This window comes from Roseateles agri (assembly GCF_034043675.1).
GTDB lineage: Bacteria > Pseudomonadota > Gammaproteobacteria > Burkholderiales > Burkholderiaceae_C > KK5.
Genome location: NZ_JAXCLA010000003.1, coordinates 235,210 through 255,885, shown reverse-complemented (window position 1 = coordinate 255,885; position 20,676 = coordinate 235,210). Strand labels below are relative to the sequence as shown.

General features: G+C 68.7%; 21 protein-coding genes. 13 read left to right on the top strand and 8 right to left on the bottom strand.

What is annotated here, in order from left to right:
• Positions 1-8: 8 nt before the first annotated feature.
• The gene (gene queA / locus SNE35_RS09305; protein ID WP_320422617.1) at positions 9-1,061 is read right to left on the bottom strand and encodes a tRNA preQ1(34) S-adenosylmethionine ribosyltransferase-isomerase QueA; all 1,053 of its coding nucleotides are present in this window, start codon (positions 1,059-1,061) and stop codon (positions 9-11) included.
• A 237-nt stretch (positions 1,062-1,298) separates the two neighbouring features.
• Here queA and SNE35_RS09300 point away from each other — a divergent pair, with 237 nt between their 5' ends.
• On the top strand, positions 1,299-2,138 hold the full coding sequence (locus tag SNE35_RS09300; RefSeq protein ID WP_320422616.1) for a PEP-CTERM sorting domain-containing protein: 840 nt from the start codon (positions 1,299-1,301) through the stop codon (positions 2,136-2,138).
• Positions 2,139-2,205: 67 nt separating this feature from the next.
• The gene (gene recG, locus SNE35_RS09295; protein WP_320422615.1) at positions 2,206-4,263 is read left to right on the top strand and encodes an ATP-dependent DNA helicase RecG; all 2,058 of its coding nucleotides are present in this window, start codon (positions 2,206-2,208) and stop codon (positions 4,261-4,263) included.
• Here recG and SNE35_RS09290 read toward each other — a convergent pair.
• Positions 4,253-4,879: an ABC transporter ATP-binding protein gene (locus SNE35_RS09290; RefSeq protein ID WP_320422614.1), complete on the bottom strand. Its 627-nt coding sequence runs from the start codon at positions 4,877-4,879 to the stop codon at positions 4,253-4,255. The two genes, recG and SNE35_RS09290, sit on opposite strands and share 11 nt — an antisense overlap.
• Positions 4,876-5,928: a hypothetical protein gene (locus SNE35_RS09285; RefSeq protein ID WP_320422613.1), complete on the bottom strand. Its 1,053-nt coding sequence runs from the start codon at positions 5,926-5,928 to the stop codon at positions 4,876-4,878. Before SNE35_RS09285 ends, SNE35_RS09290 begins: the two co-directional genes overlap by 4 nt.
• A 137-nt stretch (positions 5,929-6,065) precedes the next feature.
• On the opposite strand from SNE35_RS09285, the gene SNE35_RS09280 reads away from it, so the two are divergent.
• Complete coding sequence (locus tag SNE35_RS09280; protein ID WP_320422612.1) at positions 6,066-6,554, top strand: FKBP-type peptidyl-prolyl cis-trans isomerase; 489 nt, start codon at positions 6,066-6,068, stop codon at positions 6,552-6,554.
• 31 nt (positions 6,555-6,585) lie between these two features.
• On the opposite strand, the gene SNE35_RS09275 is transcribed toward SNE35_RS09280, so the two are convergent.
• From SNE35_RS09275 to panB, 3 genes are read right to left on the bottom strand one after another with little or no spacing between them, the layout of a single operon-like run.
• The gene (locus tag SNE35_RS09275) at positions 6,586-7,344 is read right to left on the bottom strand and encodes a peptidylprolyl isomerase (RefSeq protein WP_320422611.1); all 759 of its coding nucleotides are present in this window, start codon (positions 7,342-7,344) and stop codon (positions 6,586-6,588) included.
• A 9-nt stretch (positions 7,345-7,353) separates the two neighbouring features.
• The gene (panC, locus tag SNE35_RS09270) at positions 7,354-8,187 is read right to left on the bottom strand and encodes a pantoate--beta-alanine ligase (RefSeq protein ID WP_320422610.1); all 834 of its coding nucleotides are present in this window, start codon (positions 8,185-8,187) and stop codon (positions 7,354-7,356) included.
• Between the two features lie 2 nt (positions 8,188-8,189).
• A complete protein-coding gene (panB, locus tag SNE35_RS09265; RefSeq protein WP_320422609.1) occupies positions 8,190-9,002 on the bottom strand; it encodes a 3-methyl-2-oxobutanoate hydroxymethyltransferase in 813 nt (270 codons plus the stop codon).
• Positions 9,003-9,118: 116 nt separating this feature from the next.
• Between panB and SNE35_RS09260 the strand changes: the two genes are divergently transcribed.
• Entirely contained in the window at positions 9,119-10,039 is a 921-nt protein-coding gene (locus SNE35_RS09260; protein WP_320422608.1) for a hydrogen peroxide-inducible genes activator, read from the top strand.
• 28 nt (positions 10,040-10,067) lie between these two features.
• Entirely contained in the window at positions 10,068-10,694 is a 627-nt protein-coding gene (locus tag SNE35_RS09255; protein WP_320422607.1) for an FABP family protein, read from the top strand.
• On the opposite strand, the gene SNE35_RS09250 is transcribed toward SNE35_RS09255, so the two are convergent.
• Positions 10,695-12,515: an OPT/YSL family transporter gene (locus SNE35_RS09250; RefSeq protein ID WP_320422606.1), complete on the bottom strand. Its 1,821-nt coding sequence runs from the start codon at positions 12,513-12,515 to the stop codon at positions 10,695-10,697.
• A gap of 51 nt (positions 12,516-12,566) precedes the next feature.
• Between SNE35_RS09250 and SNE35_RS09245 the strand changes: the two genes are divergently transcribed.
• On the top strand, positions 12,567-13,196 hold the full coding sequence (locus SNE35_RS09245; protein ID WP_320422605.1) for a type 1 glutamine amidotransferase family protein: 630 nt from the start codon (positions 12,567-12,569) through the stop codon (positions 13,194-13,196).
• Between the two features lie 4 nt (positions 13,197-13,200).
• Here the strand turns inward: SNE35_RS09245 and SNE35_RS09240 are convergent, their stop codons facing one another.
• On the bottom strand, positions 13,201-14,667 hold the full coding sequence (locus SNE35_RS09240; RefSeq protein WP_320422604.1) for an aminotransferase-like domain-containing protein: 1,467 nt from the start codon (positions 14,665-14,667) through the stop codon (positions 13,201-13,203).
• A gap of 151 nt (positions 14,668-14,818) precedes the next feature.
• On the opposite strand from SNE35_RS09240, the gene SNE35_RS09235 reads away from it, so the two are divergent.
• The 7 genes from SNE35_RS09235 to SNE35_RS09205 all read left to right on the top strand — a co-directional run bounded on the left by SNE35_RS09235 (position 14,819) and on the right by SNE35_RS09205 (position 20,661).
• Positions 14,819-15,073 (top strand): DUF2917 domain-containing protein, encoded by a 255-nt coding sequence (locus tag SNE35_RS09235; protein ID WP_320422603.1) that lies wholly within the window; start codon positions 14,819-14,821, stop codon positions 15,071-15,073.
• A gap of 37 nt (positions 15,074-15,110) precedes the next feature.
• Complete coding sequence (locus SNE35_RS09230) at positions 15,111-16,751, top strand: peptide chain release factor 3 (protein ID WP_320422602.1); 1,641 nt, start codon at positions 15,111-15,113, stop codon at positions 16,749-16,751.
• 25 nt (positions 16,752-16,776) lie between these two features.
• Positions 16,777-17,322, top strand: coding sequence for a GNAT family N-acetyltransferase (locus SNE35_RS09225; protein ID WP_320422601.1), 546 nt, complete (start codon positions 16,777-16,779; stop codon positions 17,320-17,322).
• A gap of 50 nt (positions 17,323-17,372) precedes the next feature.
• Positions 17,373-17,561 (top strand): hypothetical protein, encoded by a 189-nt coding sequence (locus tag SNE35_RS09220; protein WP_320422600.1) that lies wholly within the window; start codon positions 17,373-17,375, stop codon positions 17,559-17,561.
• 354 nt (positions 17,562-17,915) lie between these two features.
• Positions 17,916-18,689 carry an ABC transporter ATP-binding protein gene (locus SNE35_RS09215; RefSeq protein ID WP_320422599.1) on the top strand — a complete coding sequence of 258 codons (774 nt, stop codon included), beginning with the start codon at positions 17,916-17,918 and terminating at the stop codon, positions 18,687-18,689.
• Positions 18,689-19,399, top strand: coding sequence for an ABC transporter ATP-binding protein (locus tag SNE35_RS09210; RefSeq protein WP_320422598.1), 711 nt, complete (start codon positions 18,689-18,691; stop codon positions 19,397-19,399). The genes SNE35_RS09215 and SNE35_RS09210 overlap by 1 nt, the downstream gene beginning before the upstream one ends.
• Before the next feature lie 32 nt (positions 19,400-19,431).
• Positions 19,432-20,661: an ABC transporter substrate-binding protein gene (locus SNE35_RS09205; RefSeq protein WP_320422597.1), complete on the top strand. Its 1,230-nt coding sequence runs from the start codon at positions 19,432-19,434 to the stop codon at positions 20,659-20,661.
• Positions 20,662-20,676: the final 15 nt, after the last annotated feature.

The following is a 20,676-nucleotide window of genomic DNA, read 5'->3' as shown; positions in this document are numbered from 1 at the left end:
AGTATCGATCAGGCCTTGCGTTCCAGCAGCATCGCGTCGCCATAGCTGAAGAAGCGGTAGCGCGCGGCGATCGCGTGGCGGTACAGCGCCATCACGGGCTCGTAGCCGGCGAAGGCGCTGACCAGCATCATCAGCGTGCTCTTGGGCAGGTGGAAGTTCGTCACCAGCCGGTCGACGACGAGGAACGCGAAGCCCGGCGTGATGAAGATGTCCGTCTCGCGCGCGCCGGCCTGCAAGGTGCCGGTGTCGCGCGCGGCCGATTCCAGCGCGCGCAAGGTCGTGGTGCCGACGGCGACGACCTTGCCGCCGCGCGCCTTCGTGCGGGCGATGGCATCGACGGTCCCGGGCGAGACCTGGAACCACTCGCTGTGCATCTTGTGGTCGGCGATGTTGTCGACCCGCACCGGCTGGAAGGTGCCGGCGCCGACGTGCAAGGTCACGTGCGCCGTCTCCACGCCGCGCTGCGCCAGGCGTTCGAGCAGAGCCTCGTCGAAATGCAGCGCCGCCGTCGGTGCCGCCACGGCACCGGGCTCGCGGGCGAAGACGGTCTGGTAGCGCCGCACGTCGTCGGCATCGTCGCCGTGCTCGATATAGGGCGGCAGCGGCACATGGCCGTGCTGCTCCAGCAGCGCGAACGGATCGCTGGGAAAGCGCAGTTGGAAGAGGCCGTTGTCGGGGCCGCAGCGGCCCAGCACCTCGGCGTCGAAGGCATTGTTGAAGCGCACCACGGAGCCGGGCTTGGGCGACTTGCTGGCACGCAGGTGCGCCCAGACCTCGTTCGTGCCGGCCAGCACGCGCTCGACCAGCGCCTCGGCCGCGCCGCCGCTCGCCTTGGCGCCGTACAGCCGCGCCTTGATCACCTTGGTGTCGTTGAACACCAGCAGATCGCCCGGATTCAGCAGCTCGGGCAGTTCGCGGAACACGCGATCCACCGGCGCTTCGCCGCGGCCGTCCAGCAGGCGCGAGGCGCTGCGCTCGGCGGCGGGATGTTGGGCGATCAGTTCAGGAGGAAGCTCGAAATCGAAGTCGCTGACGGCGAACGAGCGGGGAGAAGTCTTCATGGGAGTTGAGGGCCGGACGGACCCGTGCCAAGCAAAGGAAAGGGAAAGGACTGCGATTTTCCCATGTCGACGTTTTTTACATCGCAAAAACCTATCAGTTGATTTGTTCTCCTGTCGCACAAGTCGCAGGAAGAATCAAAGACTTAGTCGCAGTCAGTGGCTTTGGCATCGCTTTTGCAATCGCTGCCCCCGCGCCTGCTGCGCTTTCCGCGGCCGGCCCAACAACGGAGACTAGAAATGTTGACAAAACACGTCTTGCGCCACGTTTGCGCGGCGGCGTCGATGCTGCTTGCAGGCCATGCCATGGCAACGCCCACGGTGGTCACCACGAGTGACCTGCAGGGCTGGGTCCTGGGTGATGGTGGCAACGGCACCTCGCCGGCCACGATCAGCGGCGACCAGGCCTACCAGGGCAACGGCTCGATCCAGTTCACCATCAGCGGGACGGGCCAGCAGCCCTTGGCGTTCTATAGCTTCGGCACGGCCGTGCGCGTCGGCGACCTGTTGAACGGCGGTGTTTCCCTCGGCTTCAGCTACATGGCGCCGGCAGGCGCGCCGGACCCGACGATCCGTCTGATGCTGTCCGGCCTGACCAACTCCACCCAGGTGGGCCGCGACGACGGCTCGCTCGGCTTCTATGGCGCCAACACCGGCGATGGCAACTGGCACACCTCCACGGTCGACATGACCAGCGGCGATTTCTTCTTCCGCGTCGGCGGCAAGGGTCAGGAATCGTTGGGTTGCGGCAGCGGCGACTATGCGCTGAGCTTTGACGATCGTCGCCAGAGTCTGGCCAACTGGGCTTCGACCTGCACCGGCGCGGGCACAGGCACGGTGGACCTGGACGACGCGATGATCTACGGCATTGAAGTGGACTACGGCTCCTTCCCCGGTGCCTCGGGCGTGATGTCGAGCTACGTCGACGGGGTCAATTTCAGCGTTGGCCGCAACATCGGCGACTTCAACTTCGAAGCCTCCGCCACCAGCGTCCCTGAGCCGGCATCGCTGGCCCTGGTGGGCCTGGCCCTGGGCGGCGCGGCTTTCGCGCGTCGGCGTGTCGCGGCCAAGCGCGGCTGATTCGCTTCTCGGCAAAGGAAGCCCGCTTCGGCGGGCTTTCCTGTTTCTGGAAGGCAGAATCGCGCCCATGCCTGAGGTTTCATCCAGTCCCGCCAAGCCCAAGTCGGCGCCGCAGAAGGCGATGGAGAAGCTCGGCCTCGTGCGCGACATCGATCTGGCCCTGCACCTGCCGCTGCGCTACGAGGACGAGACGCGGCTGACGCCGATCCTGCAGGCGCACGAGGGTCAGGTCGTGCAGTGCGAGGGCCTGGTCATCGAATGCCGGATCGAGCTGCGCGGGCGGCGGCAGCTGCTGGTGCGGATCGAGGATGAGACGGGCGCTGAGCTGCTCCTGCGCTTCATCCACTTCTACCCGTCGCACCAGAAGACGATGGCCGTCGGCAACCGGATCCGCGTGCGTGGCGAGCTGCGGGCCGGCTTCTTCGGCCGCGAGATGGTTCATCCGACCTTCAAGGCTGTCGGTGATGACACGCCGCTAGCGAGCGCGCTGACGCCGGTCTATCCCAGCAGTGCCAGCCTGCCGCAAGCCTATCTGCGCAAGGCCGTTGCGGCGGGCCTGAGGCGCGCGCCGCTGGAGGAGACGCTGCCGGCGGGCATCGTGCCGGCGGGCCTGCCCTCGCTGCGCGAGGCGCTGGATTTCCTGCACCACCCGCCGCCCGAGGCTCAGCTCGCGACGCTGGAGGACCACAGCCATCCGGCCTGGCAGCGCCTCAAGTTCGAGGAGCTGCTGGCGCAGCAGATCAGCCAGCTGCAGGCGCAGCGCGAGCGGGCGCGGCTGCAGGCGCCGGCGCTGGTCGGGCGGCGCGGCGGCCTGCACGAGCAGCTGCTGGCCGCGCTGCCCTTCGGCCTGACCGGCGCGCAGCAGCGCGTCGGCGAGGAGATCGCGCAAGACCTGGCACGGCCGCAGCCGATGCACCGGCTGCTGCAGGGCGACGTCGGTGCCGGCAAGACGGTGGTGGCGGCGCTGGCGGCGGCGGTGGCGATCGATGCCGGCTGGCAATGCGCGCTGATGGCGCCGACCGAAATCCTGGCCGAGCAGCATTTCCGCAAGCTGCTCGGCTGGTTGGAGCCGTTGGGCTTGAAGGTCGCCTGGCTGACCGGCAGCGTCAAGGGCAAGGTGCGGCAGAAGATGATCGACGCGGCGGCCGACGGTTCGGCCCAGCTGGTCATCGGCACCCACGCGGTGATCGAGGACAAGGTGAAGTTCGCCAAGCTGGGCCTCGCGATTATCGACGAGCAGCACCGCTTCGGCGTGGCGCAGCGCCTGGCCTTGCGCAAGAAGCTCGCCTCGATGGCGCTGGAGCCGCACATGCTGATGATGTCGGCGACGCCGATACCGCGGACCCTGGCGATGACCTACTTCGCCGACCTCGATGTGTCGACGATCGACGAGCTGCCGCCCGGCCGCACGCCCATCGTCACCAAGGTCTTCGCCGATGGCCGGCGCGACAACGTCATCGATCGCATCCGCGACGAGGTCGAGACCCGCTCCGCCCAGGTCTACTGGGTCTGCCCGCTGATCGAGGAGAGCGAGGCGCTGGACCTGAAGAACGCCATCGAGACCCATGCCGAGCTGTCGGCCGCCCTGCCCGGCCGCAGCGTGGGCCTGCTGCACGGGCGCATGAAGCCGGCCGAGAAGGCGGCCGTGATGGCCGAGTTCAGCGCCGGGCGCATGAGCGTGCTGGTGGCGACGACGGTGATCGAGGTCGGCGTCGACGTACCCAATGCCAGCCTGATGGTGATCGAGCATGCCGAGCGCTTCGGCCTGTCGCAGCTGCACCAGCTGCGCGGGCGTGTCGGTCGCGGTGCGGTGGCCAGCGTCTGCGTGCTGATCTACACCGGGCCGCTGTCGCAGACCGGCAAGGACCGGCTCAAGGCGATGGCCGAGACCAACGACGGCTTCGAGATCGCCCGCCGCGATCTGGACATCCGCGGCCCCGGCGAGTTCATGGGCTCGCGCCAGAGCGGCGCCGAGCTGCTGCGCTTCGCCGACCTGCAGGAGGACGCGCCGCTGCTGCAGGCGGCGCGCAAGCTGGCGCCGATGCTGCTGGATCGGCATGCGGCGGCGGCGCGCCGGCACGTGGAGCGCTGGCTCGGAACGAAAGCAGAGTTCCTCAAGGCTTGAGGATCAACTCGCGCGTTGGCGTCACACCGAGTTCCTCATGGCTGACGACCAGCATCAGCCGGTCCGGCGAAGCTGCCGCTTGCGCCATGCAGGCACGCCAGTGGACCAGCGAGGCCTCGTCCAGCGCGTTCAACGGCTCGTCCAGCAGCAGCACCGTGGTTCCCAGGGCGAGCGCCGCCGCCAGCGCGGCCTTGTGCTGCGTGCCGGTGGAGAGCTGCCGCAGCGGCTGGCGAAGGAAGGGTGCGAGGCCGAAGCCTTCGATATGCAATTCCCAGCGCGCGCGATCGGCGCGCGGGTAGAGGCCTGCCAGGAAGCCGAACAGTTCCGCCGGGCTCAGGTGTTCGAACGGTGGCGGCTCGGCGCTGACCCAGGCCACTTCGCGGCGCCAGGCCAGCGGGTCGGTGAGCAGGTCCACCTTGCCGTTCAGGGTCGCGCTTCCGTACTGCGGCGCCAATGCGCCGGCCAGCAGCTTCAGCCGTGTGGACTTGCCGACCCCGTTGGGCCCGCGCAGCCAGACCAGGCCGGCATCGAAGCGCTCGCTCCACAGGTCGACGATGCGCCGGCGCTCGTAGGCGAAGCTCAGCGAGCGCACGTTCAGCAGATCGGTCGTCGTCATCGAAGGATCTCCGTTGCCAGTGCCACCGACAGCACCAGGCTCAACATCCACAGCGCCGCTCGCGGCTCCGGCTGCGTGGCCGGCGACCACAGCTGCAGCGCCGGTGCCAGCACGGCCGCCAGCATGAACAGCGGCGCGGCCAGCGGCGCCAGCGACCATGGGCCCAGCACCAACAGCAGGGCCAGCGCGGGCCAGGCCAGCAGCGCGGGGGACAGGCCCAGCAGACGCAGCGCCAGCGGGCCGAAGCCGCCGCGGATCGGCAGCGGTGCCGCGGCCGCCAGCAAGGGCTCCAGGCCGCGCCGCGCGAGCGCATGGGTGCGCGTGCAGCCGGCCATGGCCAGCGCGGCATAGCCGGCCAGGCACCAGCGCGGCTCTTCCGGCCAGATGGCGCCGGCGCCGAGCAGGCACAGCAGCAGGCCGGTCGTGGTGAGCAGCAGGGTCGTCAGCGCCGGCTGCGCCGGGCCGCGCCACAGCGGCAGCAGGATCAGCGCGCGCCACGTGCCGATACGCTGCAGCCCACCGGCCTGCCGCTCCGCTGCAATCCGCAGCCGCGGCTGGCGGCGACGCCAGGCCAGCAGCGCCACGGCCCCACCTAGCGACAGGGCGACCGAGGCCAGCACGAAGGTCAATCCCTTCGCCCAGTGGCTGCGCAGCCAGTCCGGGTCGGCATGCCGCCAGGACAGCAGCGACAGTGCGTACAGCACGAACAGCGGGCTCTGCGCGAGCGCCGCCACCGCAAGGTCGGCGGTGACGCGCTGCCCCGTGCGCAGGGGCAAGGCCCGCTCGGCCGCCAGCCAGTGCGCCGGCAGCAGCGCCTCGCGCAGGCCCCAGGCCAGTGCGATGGCGGGCAGCGAATGCAGGACCAGCAGGCCGAGACCTTCGGCCGGTGGCAAGGTGCTGGCCCACAGCGCGGGCAAGGACGGCCAGCCGATCGCCGCGACGAAGTAGCCGATGCCCAATACCGAGGCACCGACGAGCAGGAAGCCCGCCCAGTGCCGCGCCACGGCCAGCAGCGCGCCGGCGCTCCAAGCCAGGCGCATGCGTGTCACACCGATGCTGCTGGCATAAACCGTTATGTGAGCGTCATGTAAACGGTGCATCACACAAGTACTGTTGCGGTGGGCGCAACTAAACTTCGCGCTTTCCTCGACACACATCCGGCGTTCATCGCCGCACCCTTCAGATCATGACCTTCTTCTCGAAGTCTCGCCGTCACCTGCTGGCCGCCGCTGGCGTCGCTTCCGTCTTGAGCCTTGCCGCCTGCGGCGGTGGTGGTAGCGATAGCGGCGACGCCGCTACCTGGGCGACGGTGTCGGGCTCCACGGCCATCACCACGCTGCAGACCACCGACACGACGGTGGGCACCGGCGCCACGGCCGGCGCCAGCAGCACGGTCAGCGTCACCTACACCGGCTGGCTGTACGACGTGCGCGTCACCGGCACCCAGAAGGGCACGCAGTTCGACTCGAATGTCGGTGCCACCACTCCGCTCAGCTTCCAGATCGGCAAGGGCCAAGTCATCTCCGGCTTCGAGCAAGGCGTCACCGGCATGAAGGTCGGTGGCAAGCGCACCATCGTGATCCCGGCCTCGCTGGCCTACGGCGCCAATGGCTTGAACACCATTCCGGGCGGCGCGGCGCTGATCTTCGAGGTGCAGCTGCTGTCGGCGCAGTAACGACAACAAGCTGCGCCGGGCGATCACGCCATCACTTGACGGTGATGGACGTGATCGTGATGTCGACCAGCGGCCGGTCTGACGAGTCGGTGCCGATCTTCGCGATGGCGTCCATCACGTCGAGACTGGCCTGGTCCATCACGGTGCCGAAGACCGCGTAGCCGGGAGAGTCGGCCGACTGGTAGTCCAGGTTGACCAGGAAGGGCGCGGGGCCGACGTTGTTCACCAGGTTGAAGTAGAACTGGCTGGTCGCGCTGTTCGGATCGGTGGTGCGGGCCATGGCCAGCGTACCGCGGGTGTTGGCGAGGCCGTTCTGGCTCTCCAGCGTGATCGCGGCGTTGGTGGTGATGGCTGTCAGCGTGCCGTCCGAGGCCGCCGTGTAGCCGCCGCCCTGCGCGACGAAGCCGGCGATCACGCGGTGGAAGACCGTGTTCGTGTAGGCGCCGCTGTTCAGGTAGGCGAGGAAGTTGTCGGTCGAGATCGGCGCGTGCTTGTGGTCGAGGCCGATGTTGATCGTCTTCGTTACCGTGGGCAGCGCCTTGAGGCCGGCCTGGTCGAGCGTGCTCGGGTTGGTGACGCCGCTGAGGTCGGGCATGCTGACGGCGATCGCCACGCGGTGCGTGACCGTCAGGGTCACGGTGCCAGGGGTCTTCGTGTTGTAGTCGCTCGGCGTGCTGTTGTCGGGGCCGCTGGTGCCACCGCCGCAGGAGGCCAGCAGCAAGGTCGCGGCCGCACCGATCGCGGCGATGCCCAGCGTGCGGCGGCTCAGGAAGGAATGCTTCGGGTTCATGGCGCTCATTCAGACTTCGAGGTTGTCGATCAGCCGCGTCTTGCCCAGGCGGGCGGCGGCCAAGGCTACCAGCGGTTCGCCCGCGGCGGGCACACCCAGGTCGCGCTGACGACGCAGGGTCACGTAGTCGGGCTGCCAGCCGTGCTCGCGCAGCCGGTCCATCGCCGTGCTCTCCAGGGTGGCGACATCGCGCTCGCCGCCCTGCCAGCCGGCGATCAGTGTCTTCAATGTTTGTGACAGGCGCAGCGCCTCGGCCTTCTCGCCGGCACTCAGGTAGCCGTTGCGGGACGACAGGGCCAGGCCTTCGTCGCTGCGCGCCGTCTCGCCCGCCTGGATCTCGATCGGCAGGGCCATCTGCTCGACCATCCGGCGGATCACCATCAGCTGCTGGTAGTCCTTCTTGCCGAACACGGCCACCGTCGGCTGGACGATGTTGAACAGCTTGTGCACGACGGTGCAGACGCCGGTAAAGAAGCCGGGGCGGAAATGGCCCTCAAGGATGTCGGCCAGCTCCGCCGGCGGCGAGACCTTGTAGCCCTGCGGCTCGGGGTACAGCTCGCTCTCGCTGGGCGCGAAGACGAAGTCGCAGCCGGCGCCTTCGAGCAGGCCGGCGTCGCGTGCCAAGGTGCGCGGGTACTGGTCGAAGTCCTCGTGCGGCGCGAACTGCAGGCGGTTGACGAAGATGCTCGCAATGACCGCGCCATCGCTTCCGGCCGCGGCGCGCGCCTGGCGCACCAGCGCCAGGTGACCGTCGTGCAGATTGCCCATCGTCGGGACGAAGGCCCGGGCGCGTCGATCGGCCAGCGCGGCGCGCAGCTCGGCGATCGTGTGAAGAACCTGCATGCTCACTGGAAGCCGTGGATCGCGTCGACCGGGAAGGTGCCGGCCTTCACCTCGTCCACATAGCGGCGCACCGCCTGCTGGATCGAGGCCGAGCCTTCCATGAAGTTGCGCACGAAGCGCGGGCTGCGGCCGTGGCTGATGCCCAGCATGTCGTGCAGCACCAGCACCTGGCCCGAGCAGCCCAGGCCCGCGCCGATGCCGATGACCGGGATGCGCAGGCTCTCGGTCACTTCCTTGGCCACGGCCGAGGGCACCATCTCCAGCACCAGCATCTGCGCACCGGCTTCCTGCAGTTCCAGCGCATGGCGCTTCAGCAGTGCGGCGCCCGTGTCGCCGCGGCCCTGCACCTTGAATCCGCCCAGCGACACGACCGTCTGCGGCGTGAAGCCCAGGTGGCCGCAGACGGGAATGCCGCGCTCGGTCAGGAAGCGCACCGTCTCGTTGACCCAGCCGCCGCCTTCCAGCTTGACCATGTGGGCACCGAGCTTGAACAGCTGGGCCGCATTGCGCCAGGCCTCTTCCTTGGACACGTGGTAGCTGTCGAAGGGCAGGTCGGCCACGATCCAGGCGTGGCGGTTGCCGCGCGCCACCGAGCGCGTGTGGTACAGCATCGAATCCAGCGAGACCGCCACCGTCGACTCCGCGCCATGCAGCACATTGCCGAGCGAATCGCCGATCAGCATCACGTCGACGCCGGCCTCGTCCTGCAGGTGGGCGAAGGTGGCGTCGTAGCAGGTCAGCATCGCGATCTTCTCGCCCTTGGCGTGCATGTCGAGCAGGCGGGGCAGCGTGATGGGTTTGCGTTCGGCGGTCATGATCGTGAGGAGGCGAGGCCTCCGGATTTTGAAAGCGCTCGCAGTGTAGCGGGCGGCCCCGTTGTAAGACGTTGCGCCAAAAGGGTACGCTGCGCCCCGAGGAGTTTGCAAAACCCATGACCCTGACCGAGTTGCGCTACGTCGTCGCCGTCGCCCGCGAGCGGCATTTCGGCCGCGCGGCGGAAGCCTGTTTCGTTTCCCAGCCCACGCTCAGCGTGGCGATCAAGAAGCTCGAGGAAGAACTGGACGTGAAGATCTTCGAGCGCGGCGCGACGGAGATCAGCGTGACGCCGCTGGGCGAGGACATCGTGCGCCAGGCGCAGGCGGTGATCGAGCAGGCCGGCGCCATCAAGGAGATCGCCAAGCGCGGCAAGGATCCGCTGGCCGGTGCGCTGAAGCTGGGCATCATCTACACGATCGGGCCCTACCTGCTGCCCGAGCTGGTCAAGGGCATCATCGACCGCGTGCCGCAGATGCCGCTGATCCTGCAGGAGAACTTCACCGTCAAGCTGCTGGAGATGCTGCGCACCGGCGAGCTGGACTGCGCCATCATGGCCGAGCCCTTCCCCGACGCGGGCCTGGCGCTGGCCCCGCTGTACGACGAGCCCTTCATGGTGGCCGTGCCGGCGGGCCATCCGTTCGCGCAGCGCGACAGCATCAGCGCCCAGGAGCTGAAGACCGAGACCATGCTGCTGCTGGGCAACGGCCACTGCTTCCGCGACCAGGTGCTGGAGGTCTGCCCCGAGTTCGCCCGCTTCTCCAGCGATGCCGAGGGCATCCGCAAGAGCTTCGAGGGGTCCTCGCTGGAGACGATCAAGCACATGGTCGCCTCGGGCATGGGCGTCACCGTGGTGCCGGTGCTGTCGGTGCCGCGCGAGCCGCATCCGCATCTGCGCTTCATCCCCTTCGAGGCGCCGGCGCCGACGCGCCGCGTCGTGCTGGCTTGGCGCAAGACCTTCACCCGCTACGAGGCCATCGCGGCGCTGCGCAACGCGGTCTACGAATGCGAGCTGAACGGCGTGACGCGGCTGACCTGAAGCAGCTTTGAAATACAGTCCGGGCACCATGAGCCGCGACATCTACACCGAGCCCTATCCCGTCGATCTCGACACCCTGGCCAACCTCGGCCCGCTGCGGCCGTTGGCCGGCATCTGGCAGGGCACGCGCGGCCTCGACGTGAAGCCCAAGGCCGAAGGGCCGAAGAAGCAGGCCTACGTCGAGCGCATCGAGCTGCAGCCAATCGACCCGGTCACCAACGGTCCGCAGCTGCTCTACGGCCTGCGCTACTACACCCACATCACCAAGCCCGACAACGTGAAGACCTATCACGAGCAGGTCGGCTACTGGCTGTGGGAGCCCGCCACCAGCACCGTGATGCACACGCTGACGATCCCACGCGGCCAGGTCGCGATGGCCGCCGGCACCGTTGCGCCCGATGCCACCACGTTCGAGCTGAAGGCCACGCAGGGGCTGGAGACCTGGGGCATCTGCTCCGCCCCGTTCATCCAGGAAGCCTTCCGCACGACCGACTTCGTCATCAAGGTCACCGTCAATGCCGACGGCACCTGGGGCTACGAGGAAGACACGGTCATGCAGATCCTCGGCCGCGACGAGCCCTTCCACCACACGGACAAGAACCTGCTGAACGTGAAGCTGGCCGAGCCCACGCCGAACCCGCTGGTGCGCGGCTGATCACACCACCGACAGCAGGCCCATGATGCCCAGCGCCAGCGCGGCCAGGGCATCGCCGGCGATCACCCCGCCGCCGAACAGCGAGACCGAACTCATGTCCGAGGGCAGCGCGGCCTGATCTGAGTCCTCCTGTTTCGGCTTCAGCGCCTCCAGCGTCGCCGCCAGCACACCGCCGCCGCCGAACCACAGCGAGGTGGCGATGTTGACGAAGCCGCCGAACGAGGAGGCGTACGGGGTCGGGATGACGATCGCGTCCAGCACGAAGTCCAGCGCCTGCCCGGCCCGGCCGCGCGCGGCGATGAAGCGGCGGTAGCCGGGCCGCGTGAACAGCCACTTGCGCAGCAGCTCGGTGGCGAAGCCGATCGCGATGCCGACGAGGATCGCCTGCGTCTGGAAGGGCTTCGGGTCGGTCAGGCTGCGCAGCGCGCCGACGAACTTGTAGGTCATGGCCGAGGTCCACTGGGCCGGCGCCTGGTCCGCGCTCATGACGGTCTGGTCGGCGCGCAGGATCGGGTGTGCGGCCATGAAGAACTGGGCCGCCGCCACCGCCAGCACCGCGCCCAGCACCAGGCCGGCGGCCTGGAAGCGGAACTGCAGCGCGCGGTTGGAACCCAGGCGCCAGCCGGTCGAGCGGTCCTGCTGCATGTCGGCGGCGGTGTTGCAACTGACGAAGACGACGGTGGCCGCCATCAGCGCCAGCACCGGGTCGCGCAGCCCGGTGGTGGCCAGCAGCAGCACGGTGACGACGAAGGCCGAGGAGATCGGGTTCTGGTCGGTCAGGCCCAGCGAGATGCCGTTGATGAAGACGAACACGAACACCAGCGCGATGGCCAGCACCATCGTGCCGGCCGTCTCGTGGAAGAAGTCCATGCCGACCCAGCCGGTGGCCAGCGCCCAGAAGGCGATCCAGGCGAACAGCCGCGGCATGCTGGCGCGCGGGCCGGTGCGCTGCTCTGCGGGCACCTCGGCGGCATGGCCGCTCTGCGGTGGCGTGGCCAGGCGCCGCGCGGCGCGCCACAGCACCAGCGACATGTCGACGATGGCCGCGCCCAGCACCATGCCCAGCGCGATCAGGAAAGCGATCTTGCGGAAGGGATCGCCCGGCTGCAGCCAGCCGATGCTGATGAAGAACGGCGTCAGCGCCCAGAACGCCAGGCCGCCGGCCAGCGTCGCCACGCCGATGCGCGCGCCGACGATCATGCCGGCGCCGAAGGTCGAGCCGGAGAAATCGATCGCCTGCATCCAGCCGACGTAGTTGGCCGACAGGCCGCCCGCGATGCCCGCGCCGACGCCGCTGAACAGCCGCGACACCGAGCGCTTCAGCAGCTCGGGGTCGGTCAGCGCGCGCAGGATGTTGGCCACCGCCAGGCCGGACGGAAAGGTCAGCTGCATCTTCTCGACCAGGATCGGCGTATAGACCATGCCGATGCCGGCCGCCATCATCGAGTTGCAGAGCATGTAGACGACCAGTTGCCAGTGCGGCACCGGCGGCATGCCCATCCAGGTCATCGCCTGGATCAGCGTGCTCATCGCCATCATGCCGGCCACCGAGGCGGCGGTGGTCTGGATGTAGTTGGCGCCGTGCCGGCCCTCGGCCCCATAACCGTAAGTCACGACGGAGCCGAGGATGCCGGCCAGCACCTGGCCGCCGATGAAGAAGCCGGTGGCGAAGTTCATGTACGCCGCCGTGATGCCGCCCAGCGGCCCCAGCACGCCCATGCCCACGGCCAGCAGCAGCGCGTAGTAGCGCCAGGTGCCCACGGGAGGTAGCCAGGCCCAGCGGCGGGAGTCGGGGACGAGGGCTTCTTCGGGGAGCGGCATGGGCGCGCATCTTGCCCGCGCAACTTTGCTGCTTCGCTACACAATTACCCGATGGAACCGACGCCCACCCCGACCCGTATCGCGATCCTCAGCTTCGATGGCTTCAACGAGCTGGACAGCTTCATCGCCCTCGGCCTCCTGAACCGGCTGCGCGCCCAGGGCTTCAGCGCCGAGCTGGCCGGGCCGGGCGGGCACGTCACTTCGATGAACGGCGTCAACGTGGAGCTGCAGCGCCCGCTGGAATGGGCCAACGAGGCCGATGTGGTGCTGTTCGGCTCCGGCATCTACACCCGCGCGATCGCCGAGAACTCGGCGCTGCTGGACCGTCTGCAGCTCGATCCGCTGCGCCAGTTGATCGGCGCGCAATGCTCCGGCGCGCTGCTGATGGCCCGCCTGGGCCTGCTCGGCGACATGCCGGCCTGCACCGACACGACGACCAAGCCCTGGCTGGTCGAGACCGGCACCGTGGTGCTGGACAGCGAACCCTTCCACGCCCGCGGCCCGCTCGCCACGTCCGGCGGCTGCCTGGCCTCGCAGTACCTGGCGGCCTGGGTGATGCTGAAGAAGGCCGGCGAGGCGGCGACGCGCGAGGCGCTCAGCTATGCCGCGCCGGTGGGCGAGAAGGCCGAGTACGTGGACCGGCTGATGGCGCGGGTCAAGCCCTTCGTGCCGTTGGCATAACCGGTTACTTCAGCAGCGCGGAGGCCAACTCGCCGACGCGGCGTAGCGCGGCCGGATGGCCCTCGCCCCAGTCCGCGCCGATGCCGATGCGCAGGCAGCCCTTGAAGCGGGCGTGCGCGCTGAACAGGCTGCCCGGCGCAACCAGGATGCCCTCGGCCTGCGCCGCCTGCTGCAGCGCCTGCGCATCGGCGCCGCGTGGCAGCTCCACCCACAGCAGCATGCCGCCCGGTGGGTCGCTGACACGGGTGCCGGCCGGGAAGTGCTCGGCGATCAGTCCGCGCGCCAGTTCCAGCCGCACGGCCGTGGCATTGCGCAGCTGGCGCATCGCTGCCGTGTGGCCGGCCTGCGAGATCAGGTCCGCCACGGCCAGCTCCACCACCGCCGTCTGCGCGCCCTGCACGTTCTTGAGCCGGCGCAGCGGCTCGGTCCAGCGGCCCGCCTCCACCCAGCCCAGGCGCAGGCCCGGCGCCACCGTCTTGGTGAACGAGTCGCACAGCATCACGTGGCCGCTGCCGTCGTCGAAGCTCTTCACCGTGCGGCGGAACTCGTCGTGGAAGGCCAGGTCGTTGTAGACGGCGTCCTCGATCACCGCGATGCCGTGCCGCGCCGCCATCTGCGCCAGGCGGCGCCGCTCGGAGACCGGCATGCAGGAGCCCAGCGGGTTGGACAGGGTCGGCACCACCAGCACGGCCTTCACCGGCTGCGTGTCCAGCGCGAGTTGCAGCGCGTCCAGCGAGAGGCCGTGGCGTGGGTGCGTGGGGATCTCCAGCGCCCGCAGGTGCAGGCTCTGCAGCAGTTCGAGGAAGGAGTAGTGCGTGGGCGACTCGATCGCGACCACGTCGCCCGGCTGCGTCGCCGCGCGCAGGCACAGGCTGATCGCCTCCATGCAGCCGGCGGTGATCGTGATGCGCTCCGGGTCCAGGCTGCAGCCCAGGTGCAGCGCATAGCGGGCCAGCGCGCGGCGGGCCTCGATGTGGCCGTCGGGCTCCGGGTAATGGCACAGCAGGTCGCGGTGGCGCTGCACGGCGCGCACGAGGCTGCGGCGCACGCGGTCGTGGTCCAGCATCGACGCGCCGGGCGTGCCGCTGCTGAAGCTGATCACCGCGCCGTCACCTTCCGGCGGCTGGGCCAGCAGGCGGCGGCCCAGCACGTCGACGCTGACCATGTGCGCGCGGCGCGTCGCCCGCGCGATCGTCGGCTCCGGCAGCGCGCGGGCGACGGGCCGCGTGGTGACGAAGAAGCCCGAGCGCGGCCGGGCCTCGATCAGCCGGGCATCTTCTAGCCAGTGGTAGGCCTGCACGGCGGTGCTGATCGCCACGCCGTGCTGCCGTGCCGTCTCGCGCACCGAAGGCAGGCGCTGGCCGCGCGCCAGGCCGCCGCGGCGGATCGCCTCGGCCAGGCCGTGGGCGATGCGCAGGTAGAGGGCGCCGTCGTCCGCGGGCGCGGCGATCGGGCTGTGCTGCATGTCCATGCGGCATTCTGTACTGGCCTGGCGTTGGCGGGGTGGTACAGATGGCCGCCTGCCCGACCCATACAGAGCGCCCTGCGTGGCCGGCTGTGCGGTATCGCTTGGTCGGGTCGTGTAACTGTTGCCGCGACGCTTCCGCCGCCACAGTGGCGGCATGGACACCACCTGCATCGACGAACAACGCGTACTGGCCCTCCCCGCCGGAGGCCCGGTGCACCGCCTGGACTGCGAATCGGGCCAGCGCACCGAGCTGCGCGTGCTGGCCGGTCGCGTCTGGCTGACCCGCGAGGGCTGGCTGGACGACCACTTCCTCGGGCCCGGCGAGGCCTGGTCGGTCATCGGGGCTGCGCGGCTGCATCTGAGCCCTGAAGGCGGTCTGCCGGCACAGCTGGAGCTGCTACGCAGCTGAACCGCGATAATCGCGGGCTCTCCAAGCCCAGCCCGCCATGTCCACCGATCTCGCCACCCGCATCGAGAGCGAAGTGCGCCGCCGCCGCACCTTCGCCATCATTTCCCACCCCGACGCGGGCAAGACCACGCTGACCGAAAAGCTGCTGCTGTTCTCGGGCGCGATCCAGATCGCCGGCTCGGTGAAGGCGCGCAAGGCCTCGCGCCATGCCACCTCCGACTGGATGGAGATCGAAAAGCAGCGCGGCATCTCGGTGGCCTCCTCGGTCATGCAGATGGAATACCGCGAGTGCGTTATCAACCTGCTCGACACCCCGGGCCACCAGGACTTTTCCGAAGACACCTACCGCGTGCTGACCGCCGTGGACGCCGCGCTGATGGTGATCGACGCGGCCAACGGTGTCGAGCCGCAGACGCGCCGCCTGCTGCAGGTCTGCCGCGCTCGCAACACGCCGATCGTCACCTTCGTCAACAAGATGGACCGCGAGGTCCAGGACCCGCTGGCGCTGATGGACGAGATCGAGCGCGAGCTGGGCATGACGGTCGTGCCCTTCACCTGGCCCGTCGGCATGGGCAAGGCCTTCCACGGCGTGATGGACCTGCGCCAGGAACGGATGCGCGTGTTCGCGCCGGGCGAGGACCGCGCGGCCGGCGAGGAGGAAGTGCTGCAGGGTCTGGACAACCCGGCCTACGCCGAGCGCTTCGGCATGCAGTACGACCAGGCGCAGGGCGAGATCGAGCTGGTGCGCGAAGCCGCGCCGGCCTTCGACCTGGAGCAGTTCCTGGCCGGCAAGCAGACGCCCATGTTCTTCGGCTCGGCCGTCAACAACTTCGGCGTGCAGGAGATCCTGGACGCGCTGGTGGAGCTGGCCCCGGCGCCGGGCGAGCGCACGGCGATGCAGCGCGTGGTCAAGCCCGAGGAGCCGAAGTTCAGTGGCGTGGTCTTCAAGATCCAGGCGAACATGGACCCGGCGCACCGCGACCGCATCGCCTTCCTGCGCGTGGCCTCGGGGCATTTCGAGCGCGGCATGAAGCTCAAGGTGGTGCGCTCCGGCAAGGAGCTGCGGCCGAACACGGTCGTGAGCTTTCTGTCGCAGCGCCGCGAGCTGCTGGACGAAGCCTTCGGCGGCGACATCATCGGCATCCCCAACCACGGCGTGCTGCAGCTCGGCGACACGATCACCGAGGGCGAGGCGCTGCAGTTCACCGGCCTGCCCTTCTTCGCCCCGGAAATGTTCCGCAGCGTCGAAGTGGCCGACCCGCTGAAGACCAAGCAGCTCCGCGCCGGCCTCACCCAGCTCGGCGAGGAAGGCGCGATCCAGGTCTTCCGCCCGATCGCCGGCTCCGTGCTGCTGCTGGGCGCCGTCGGCCAGCTGCAGTTCGAAGTCGTGGCGCATCGGCTGGAGCACGAGTACGGCGTCAAGGCGCGCATCATGCCGAGCCGCTTCCAGGTGGCCCGCTGGGTGACCTGCAATCCGGAGGACGGTGGTGAAAAGGAACTGAAGCGCTTCATCGACGCCAACGACCACCGCATGGCCTACGACGCGGTGGACGCGCCGACGGTGCTGGTCGAGTACGCGCCCGAGCTGCGCGCGATCGAAGCCAACTGGCCCAAGATCAAGTTCCACGCGCTGCGCGAGCACGCCGGTCTCGTCTTCCAGAACCGGCTGGACGGCTGAACGAAGCGGGCGCTAAGCTCGCTTCATGACCATTCTCACCACCCCGCGCCTGCGGCTGGAGCCGCTCACCGACGCCCACTTCGAGGGCCTGCACGCGTTGAACCTCGATCCGGAGGTGATGCGCTACATCACCGGCAAGCCCGACACGCCGGAAGACACGCAGATGATGATCGACCGCGTGAAGGCGCGCTGGGCCGAGTGGGGCTATTCCTGGTGGGCCTTCATCGAGATCGAGACCGGAGAGCTGATCGGCGCCGGCTGCATCCAGCACATGGGCCGCGACCGGGCGCTGCCGCACGAGATCGGCTGGCGCCTGCGGCGCGACCGCTGGGGCCGGGGCCTGGCCAGCGAGGCGGCGCAGGAGATGGCGCGCTTCGCCTTCGAGGACCTGGGCGCGCCCGAGCTGCAGGCCGTCTGCATGCCGGACAACGCGCCGTCCGCCAAGGTGATGCTGCGCCTGGGCATGCACTCCCAGGGCCTGGGGCAGTGGTACGACATGGAAATGGCCGTATACGGCATGAGCCGCGCCGACTGGCTGGCGCTGCATCCTCCTGGCACGCCCTCTGCTTGAGGCGTGCTTGAGGCATTAATATCGACCCATCCATAGAGGAGGACAGGACCATGCAGACGCTCGACGAAATGCTCTCCCTGAATCTCCTGACCCCCGACCAGCACTCCGAAATCCACGCCTGGACGATGCGGGCCAAGTCGCCCGAGAAGATCATGGAGATGCCGCCGCACCTTTGGCGTGCACTGGAACTGGCCAGCGTGCTGATGGATTTCGACGCGGGTCTGACACAAGCGCATTGAGTCCAGGAGTCTGGGCTGCAGAAACTCGGGCCCGCGTTGAGCTTGCAAGGGGCCGCAGACGAGGCGTGGTGCGCCGCCCGGACTCGCGTCCGGGCAAGCGCCGCAACGATGGATGGGGCCCCTTGCAAGCTCAACCCTTCGGGCCGGGGTGCTGCGTGATGCCATGCGGCGTTGCCGGCTCGTTGTGGGTTCCGACCCACGTCTCGCCGGCGCCTTGCCTGGCATCACGTAGCGCTCCGGCGCGGGCCCGAGTTTCTGCCGCCCAGACTCCTAGGGTTTGCCCCGAAGGTTTGGCGTCAGTTTCTGCCTCTACATTGGGCGCCACTTCCCAATACGGGGCGAACAGCAGGACCGATGAGCAGCGAGCTGATTCTTGAGACCCGCGGGCTGAGCAAGGACTTCAAGGGATTCACTGCCGTCGACGGCGTGAACCTGCAGGTCCGCCGTGGTCATATCCACGCGCTGATCGGCCCCAACGGCGCGGGCAAGACCACCTGCTTCAACCTGCTGACCAAGTTCCTGACGCCGACGCGCGGCACCATCGTCTTCGACGGCACCGACATCACCGGCGAGAAGCCCGCCCAGATCGCCCGCCGCGGCGTGATCCGCTCGTTCCAGATCTCCGCCGTGTTCCCGCACCTCACCGTGCTGGAGAACGTGCGCATCGGCCTGCAGCGTTTCACCGGCACCAGCTTCCACTTCTGGAAGGGCCTCACCGGCCTGCATGCGCTGGACGCCAAGGTGCTGGCGCTGCTGGAGCTGGTGGACCTGCGCGAGATGGCCTCGCTGAAGGCCGGCGACCTGCCCTACGGCCGCAAGCGCGCGCTGGAGATCGCCACGACGATGGCGATGGAGCCCCAACTGATGCTGCTGGACGAGCCCACGCAGGGCATGGGCCACGAGGACGTGGACCGCGTGACGGCGCTGATCAAGCGTGTCGCCGAGGGCCGCACCGTGCTGATGGTGGAACACAACATGAAAGTCGTCTCGCGCATCGCCGACCGCATTACGGTGCTGGCACGCGGGGCCGTGCTGGCCGAGGGCGACTATGCCGAGGTGTCCAAGCACCCCGCGGTGCTCGAAGCCTACATGGGCACCGAGGCCACCGAACTGCAGGGAGCCCACTGATGACCGCGGCGCTGGAGATACGCGATCTCAACGCCTGGTACGGCGAAAGCCACATCCTCCACGGCATCTCGCTGAGCGTGCCTCAGGGCCAGGTCTTGACCCTGCTGGGCCGCAACGGCGCCGGCCGCACGACCACACTGCGCGCCATCATGGGCCTGACCGGCGCGCGCAAGGGCTCGATCAAGGTCCACGGTACCGAGACCATCGGCCTGCCCACGCACCGCATCGCCCACCTGGGCCTGGGCTACTGCCCGGAGGAGCGCGGCATCTTCGCCTCGCTCAGCACCGAGGAGAACCTGCGTCTGCCGCCGCCGCTGAGCCAGGGCCGCGCTAAGCCGATGACCGAGGCCGAGATCTACGCCATGTTCCCGAACCTGGCCGAGCGCCGGCACAGCCCCGGCACGCGGCTCTCCGGCGGCGAGCAGCAGATGCTGGCCGTGGCCCGCATCTTGCGCACCAAGGCCGACATCCTGCTGCTGGACGAGATCTCCGAGGGCCTGGCCCCGGTGATCGTGCAGGCGCTGGCGCGCATGATCCGTACGCTGAAATCGCAGGGCTTCACCATCGTGATGGTGGAGCAGAACTTCCGCTTCGCCGCCCCGCTGGCCGATCACTTCATCGTGATCGAGCATGGCGAGGTGGTCCAGTCCTTTACCGCGGCCGAGCTGCCCGCCAAGCAGGCGCTGCTCGACGAGCTGCTGAGCGTCTGAGCTTTTCTGAATTCACAACGAGGAGACCCATCATGTCCAACGCTTCCTTCAAGCCGTTCAAGCCATTCAAGCAACTTGCCCTGGCAAGCGCCCTGGCCTGCACCGGCCTCGCCGCCCACGCCCAGATCTCCGGCGATGTGGTGAAGATCGGCATCATCACCGACATGTCCAGCGTCTACGCCGACATCGACGGCGCCGGTGGCGTCGAGGCGATCCGGATGGCCATCGCCGACATGAAGGGCACCGTCGCCGGCAAGAAGATCGAGCTGGTCTTCGCCGACCACCAGAACAAGCCCGACGTGGCGGCCACCAAGGCCCGCGAGTGGTTCGACACGCAGGGCGTGGACATGCTGATCGGCGGCACCAATTCCGGCACCAACCTGCAGATGGCCAAGGTCGCGGCCGAGAAGAAGAAGCCCTTCATCTCGATCGGCGCCGGCTCGTCCGCGCTGACCAACGAGGCCTGCACGCCCTACACCGTCCACTACGCCTACGACACGGTGGCGCTGGCCAACGGCACCGGCGCCGCGGTCACCAAGGCGGGCGGCAAGACCTGGTACTTCCTGACGGCCGACTACGCCTTCGGCGCCGCGCTGCAGAACGACACCAGCGCCGTCGTCACCAAGAGCGGCGGCCAGGTGGTGGGCAGCGTCAAGCATCCGCTCAATGCCAGCGATTTCTCGTCCTTCCTGCTGCAGGCGCAGTCGAGCAAGGCGCAGATCCTGGGCCTGGCCAACGCCGGCGGCGACACGATCAACTCGATCAAGGCGGCCAACGAGTTCGGCATCACCAAGACGATGAAGCTGGCCGGCCTGCTGATGTTCATCAACGACGTGCATTCGGTGGGCCTGAAGGCCGCGGAAGGCATGTACGTGACCGACAGCTGGTACTGGAACGAAAGCCCCGAGGCGCGCGCCTGGGCCCGCCGCTTCTTCGAGAAGATGAAGCGCATGCCCTCCTCGCTGCAGGCCGCGGACTACTCGGCCACGATGCACTACCTGAAGGCCGTCGAGGCGCTGAAGAGCGACGACGCCGACAAGGTCATGGCCAAGATGAAGGACACGCCGATCAATGACTTCTACACCAAGGGCACGATCCGCAAGGAAGACGGCCGCGGCATGCACGACATGTTCCTGATGCAGGTGAAGTCGCCGGCCGAGTCCACCGAGCCCTGGGACTACTACAAGGTCGTGGCCCGCATTCCGGCGGCCGAGGCCTATACCAAGCTCGCCGACAGCAAGTGCCCGCTGGTGAAGAAGTGAAAAAAGAGAAGCGCT

Coding starts and splice junctions, on each gene's coding strand:
- queA (WP_320422617.1), bottom strand. CDS start 1,061: ATGAAGACTTCTCCCCGCTCGTTCGCCGTCAGCGACTTCGATTTCGAG.
- SNE35_RS09300 (WP_320422616.1), top strand. CDS start 1,299: ATGTTGACAAAACACGTCTTGCGCCACGTTTGCGCGGCGGCGTCGATG.
- recG (WP_320422615.1), top strand. CDS start 2,206: ATGCCTGAGGTTTCATCCAGTCCCGCCAAGCCCAAGTCGGCGCCGCAG.
- SNE35_RS09290 (WP_320422614.1), bottom strand. CDS start 4,879: ATGACGACGACCGATCTGCTGAACGTGCGCTCGCTGAGCTTCGCCTAC.
- SNE35_RS09280 (WP_320422612.1), top strand. CDS start 6,066: ATGACCTTCTTCTCGAAGTCTCGCCGTCACCTGCTGGCCGCCGCTGGC.
- SNE35_RS09275 (WP_320422611.1), bottom strand. CDS start 7,344: ATGAACCCGAAGCATTCCTTCCTGAGCCGCCGCACGCTGGGCATCGCC.
- panC (WP_320422610.1), bottom strand. CDS start 8,187: ATGCAGGTTCTTCACACGATCGCCGAGCTGCGCGCCGCGCTGGCCGAT.
- panB (WP_320422609.1), bottom strand. CDS start 9,002: ATGACCGCCGAACGCAAACCCATCACGCTGCCCCGCCTGCTCGACATG.
- SNE35_RS09260 (WP_320422608.1), top strand. CDS start 9,119: ATGACCCTGACCGAGTTGCGCTACGTCGTCGCCGTCGCCCGCGAGCGG.
- SNE35_RS09255 (WP_320422607.1), top strand. CDS start 10,068: ATGAGCCGCGACATCTACACCGAGCCCTATCCCGTCGATCTCGACACC.
- SNE35_RS09250 (WP_320422606.1), bottom strand. CDS start 12,515: ATGCCGCTCCCCGAAGAAGCCCTCGTCCCCGACTCCCGCCGCTGGGCC.
- SNE35_RS09245 (WP_320422605.1), top strand. CDS start 12,567: ATGGAACCGACGCCCACCCCGACCCGTATCGCGATCCTCAGCTTCGAT.
- SNE35_RS09240 (WP_320422604.1), bottom strand. CDS start 14,667: ATGGACATGCAGCACAGCCCGATCGCCGCGCCCGCGGACGACGGCGCC.
- SNE35_RS09235 (WP_320422603.1), top strand. CDS start 14,819: ATGGACACCACCTGCATCGACGAACAACGCGTACTGGCCCTCCCCGCC.
- SNE35_RS09230 (WP_320422602.1), top strand. CDS start 15,111: ATGTCCACCGATCTCGCCACCCGCATCGAGAGCGAAGTGCGCCGCCGC.
- SNE35_RS09225 (WP_320422601.1), top strand. CDS start 16,777: ATGACCATTCTCACCACCCCGCGCCTGCGGCTGGAGCCGCTCACCGAC.
- SNE35_RS09220 (WP_320422600.1), top strand. CDS start 17,373: ATGCAGACGCTCGACGAAATGCTCTCCCTGAATCTCCTGACCCCCGAC.
- SNE35_RS09215 (WP_320422599.1), top strand. CDS start 17,916: ATGAGCAGCGAGCTGATTCTTGAGACCCGCGGGCTGAGCAAGGACTTC.
- SNE35_RS09210 (WP_320422598.1), top strand. CDS start 18,689: ATGACCGCGGCGCTGGAGATACGCGATCTCAACGCCTGGTACGGCGAA.
- SNE35_RS09205 (WP_320422597.1), top strand. CDS start 19,432: ATGTCCAACGCTTCCTTCAAGCCGTTCAAGCCATTCAAGCAACTTGCC.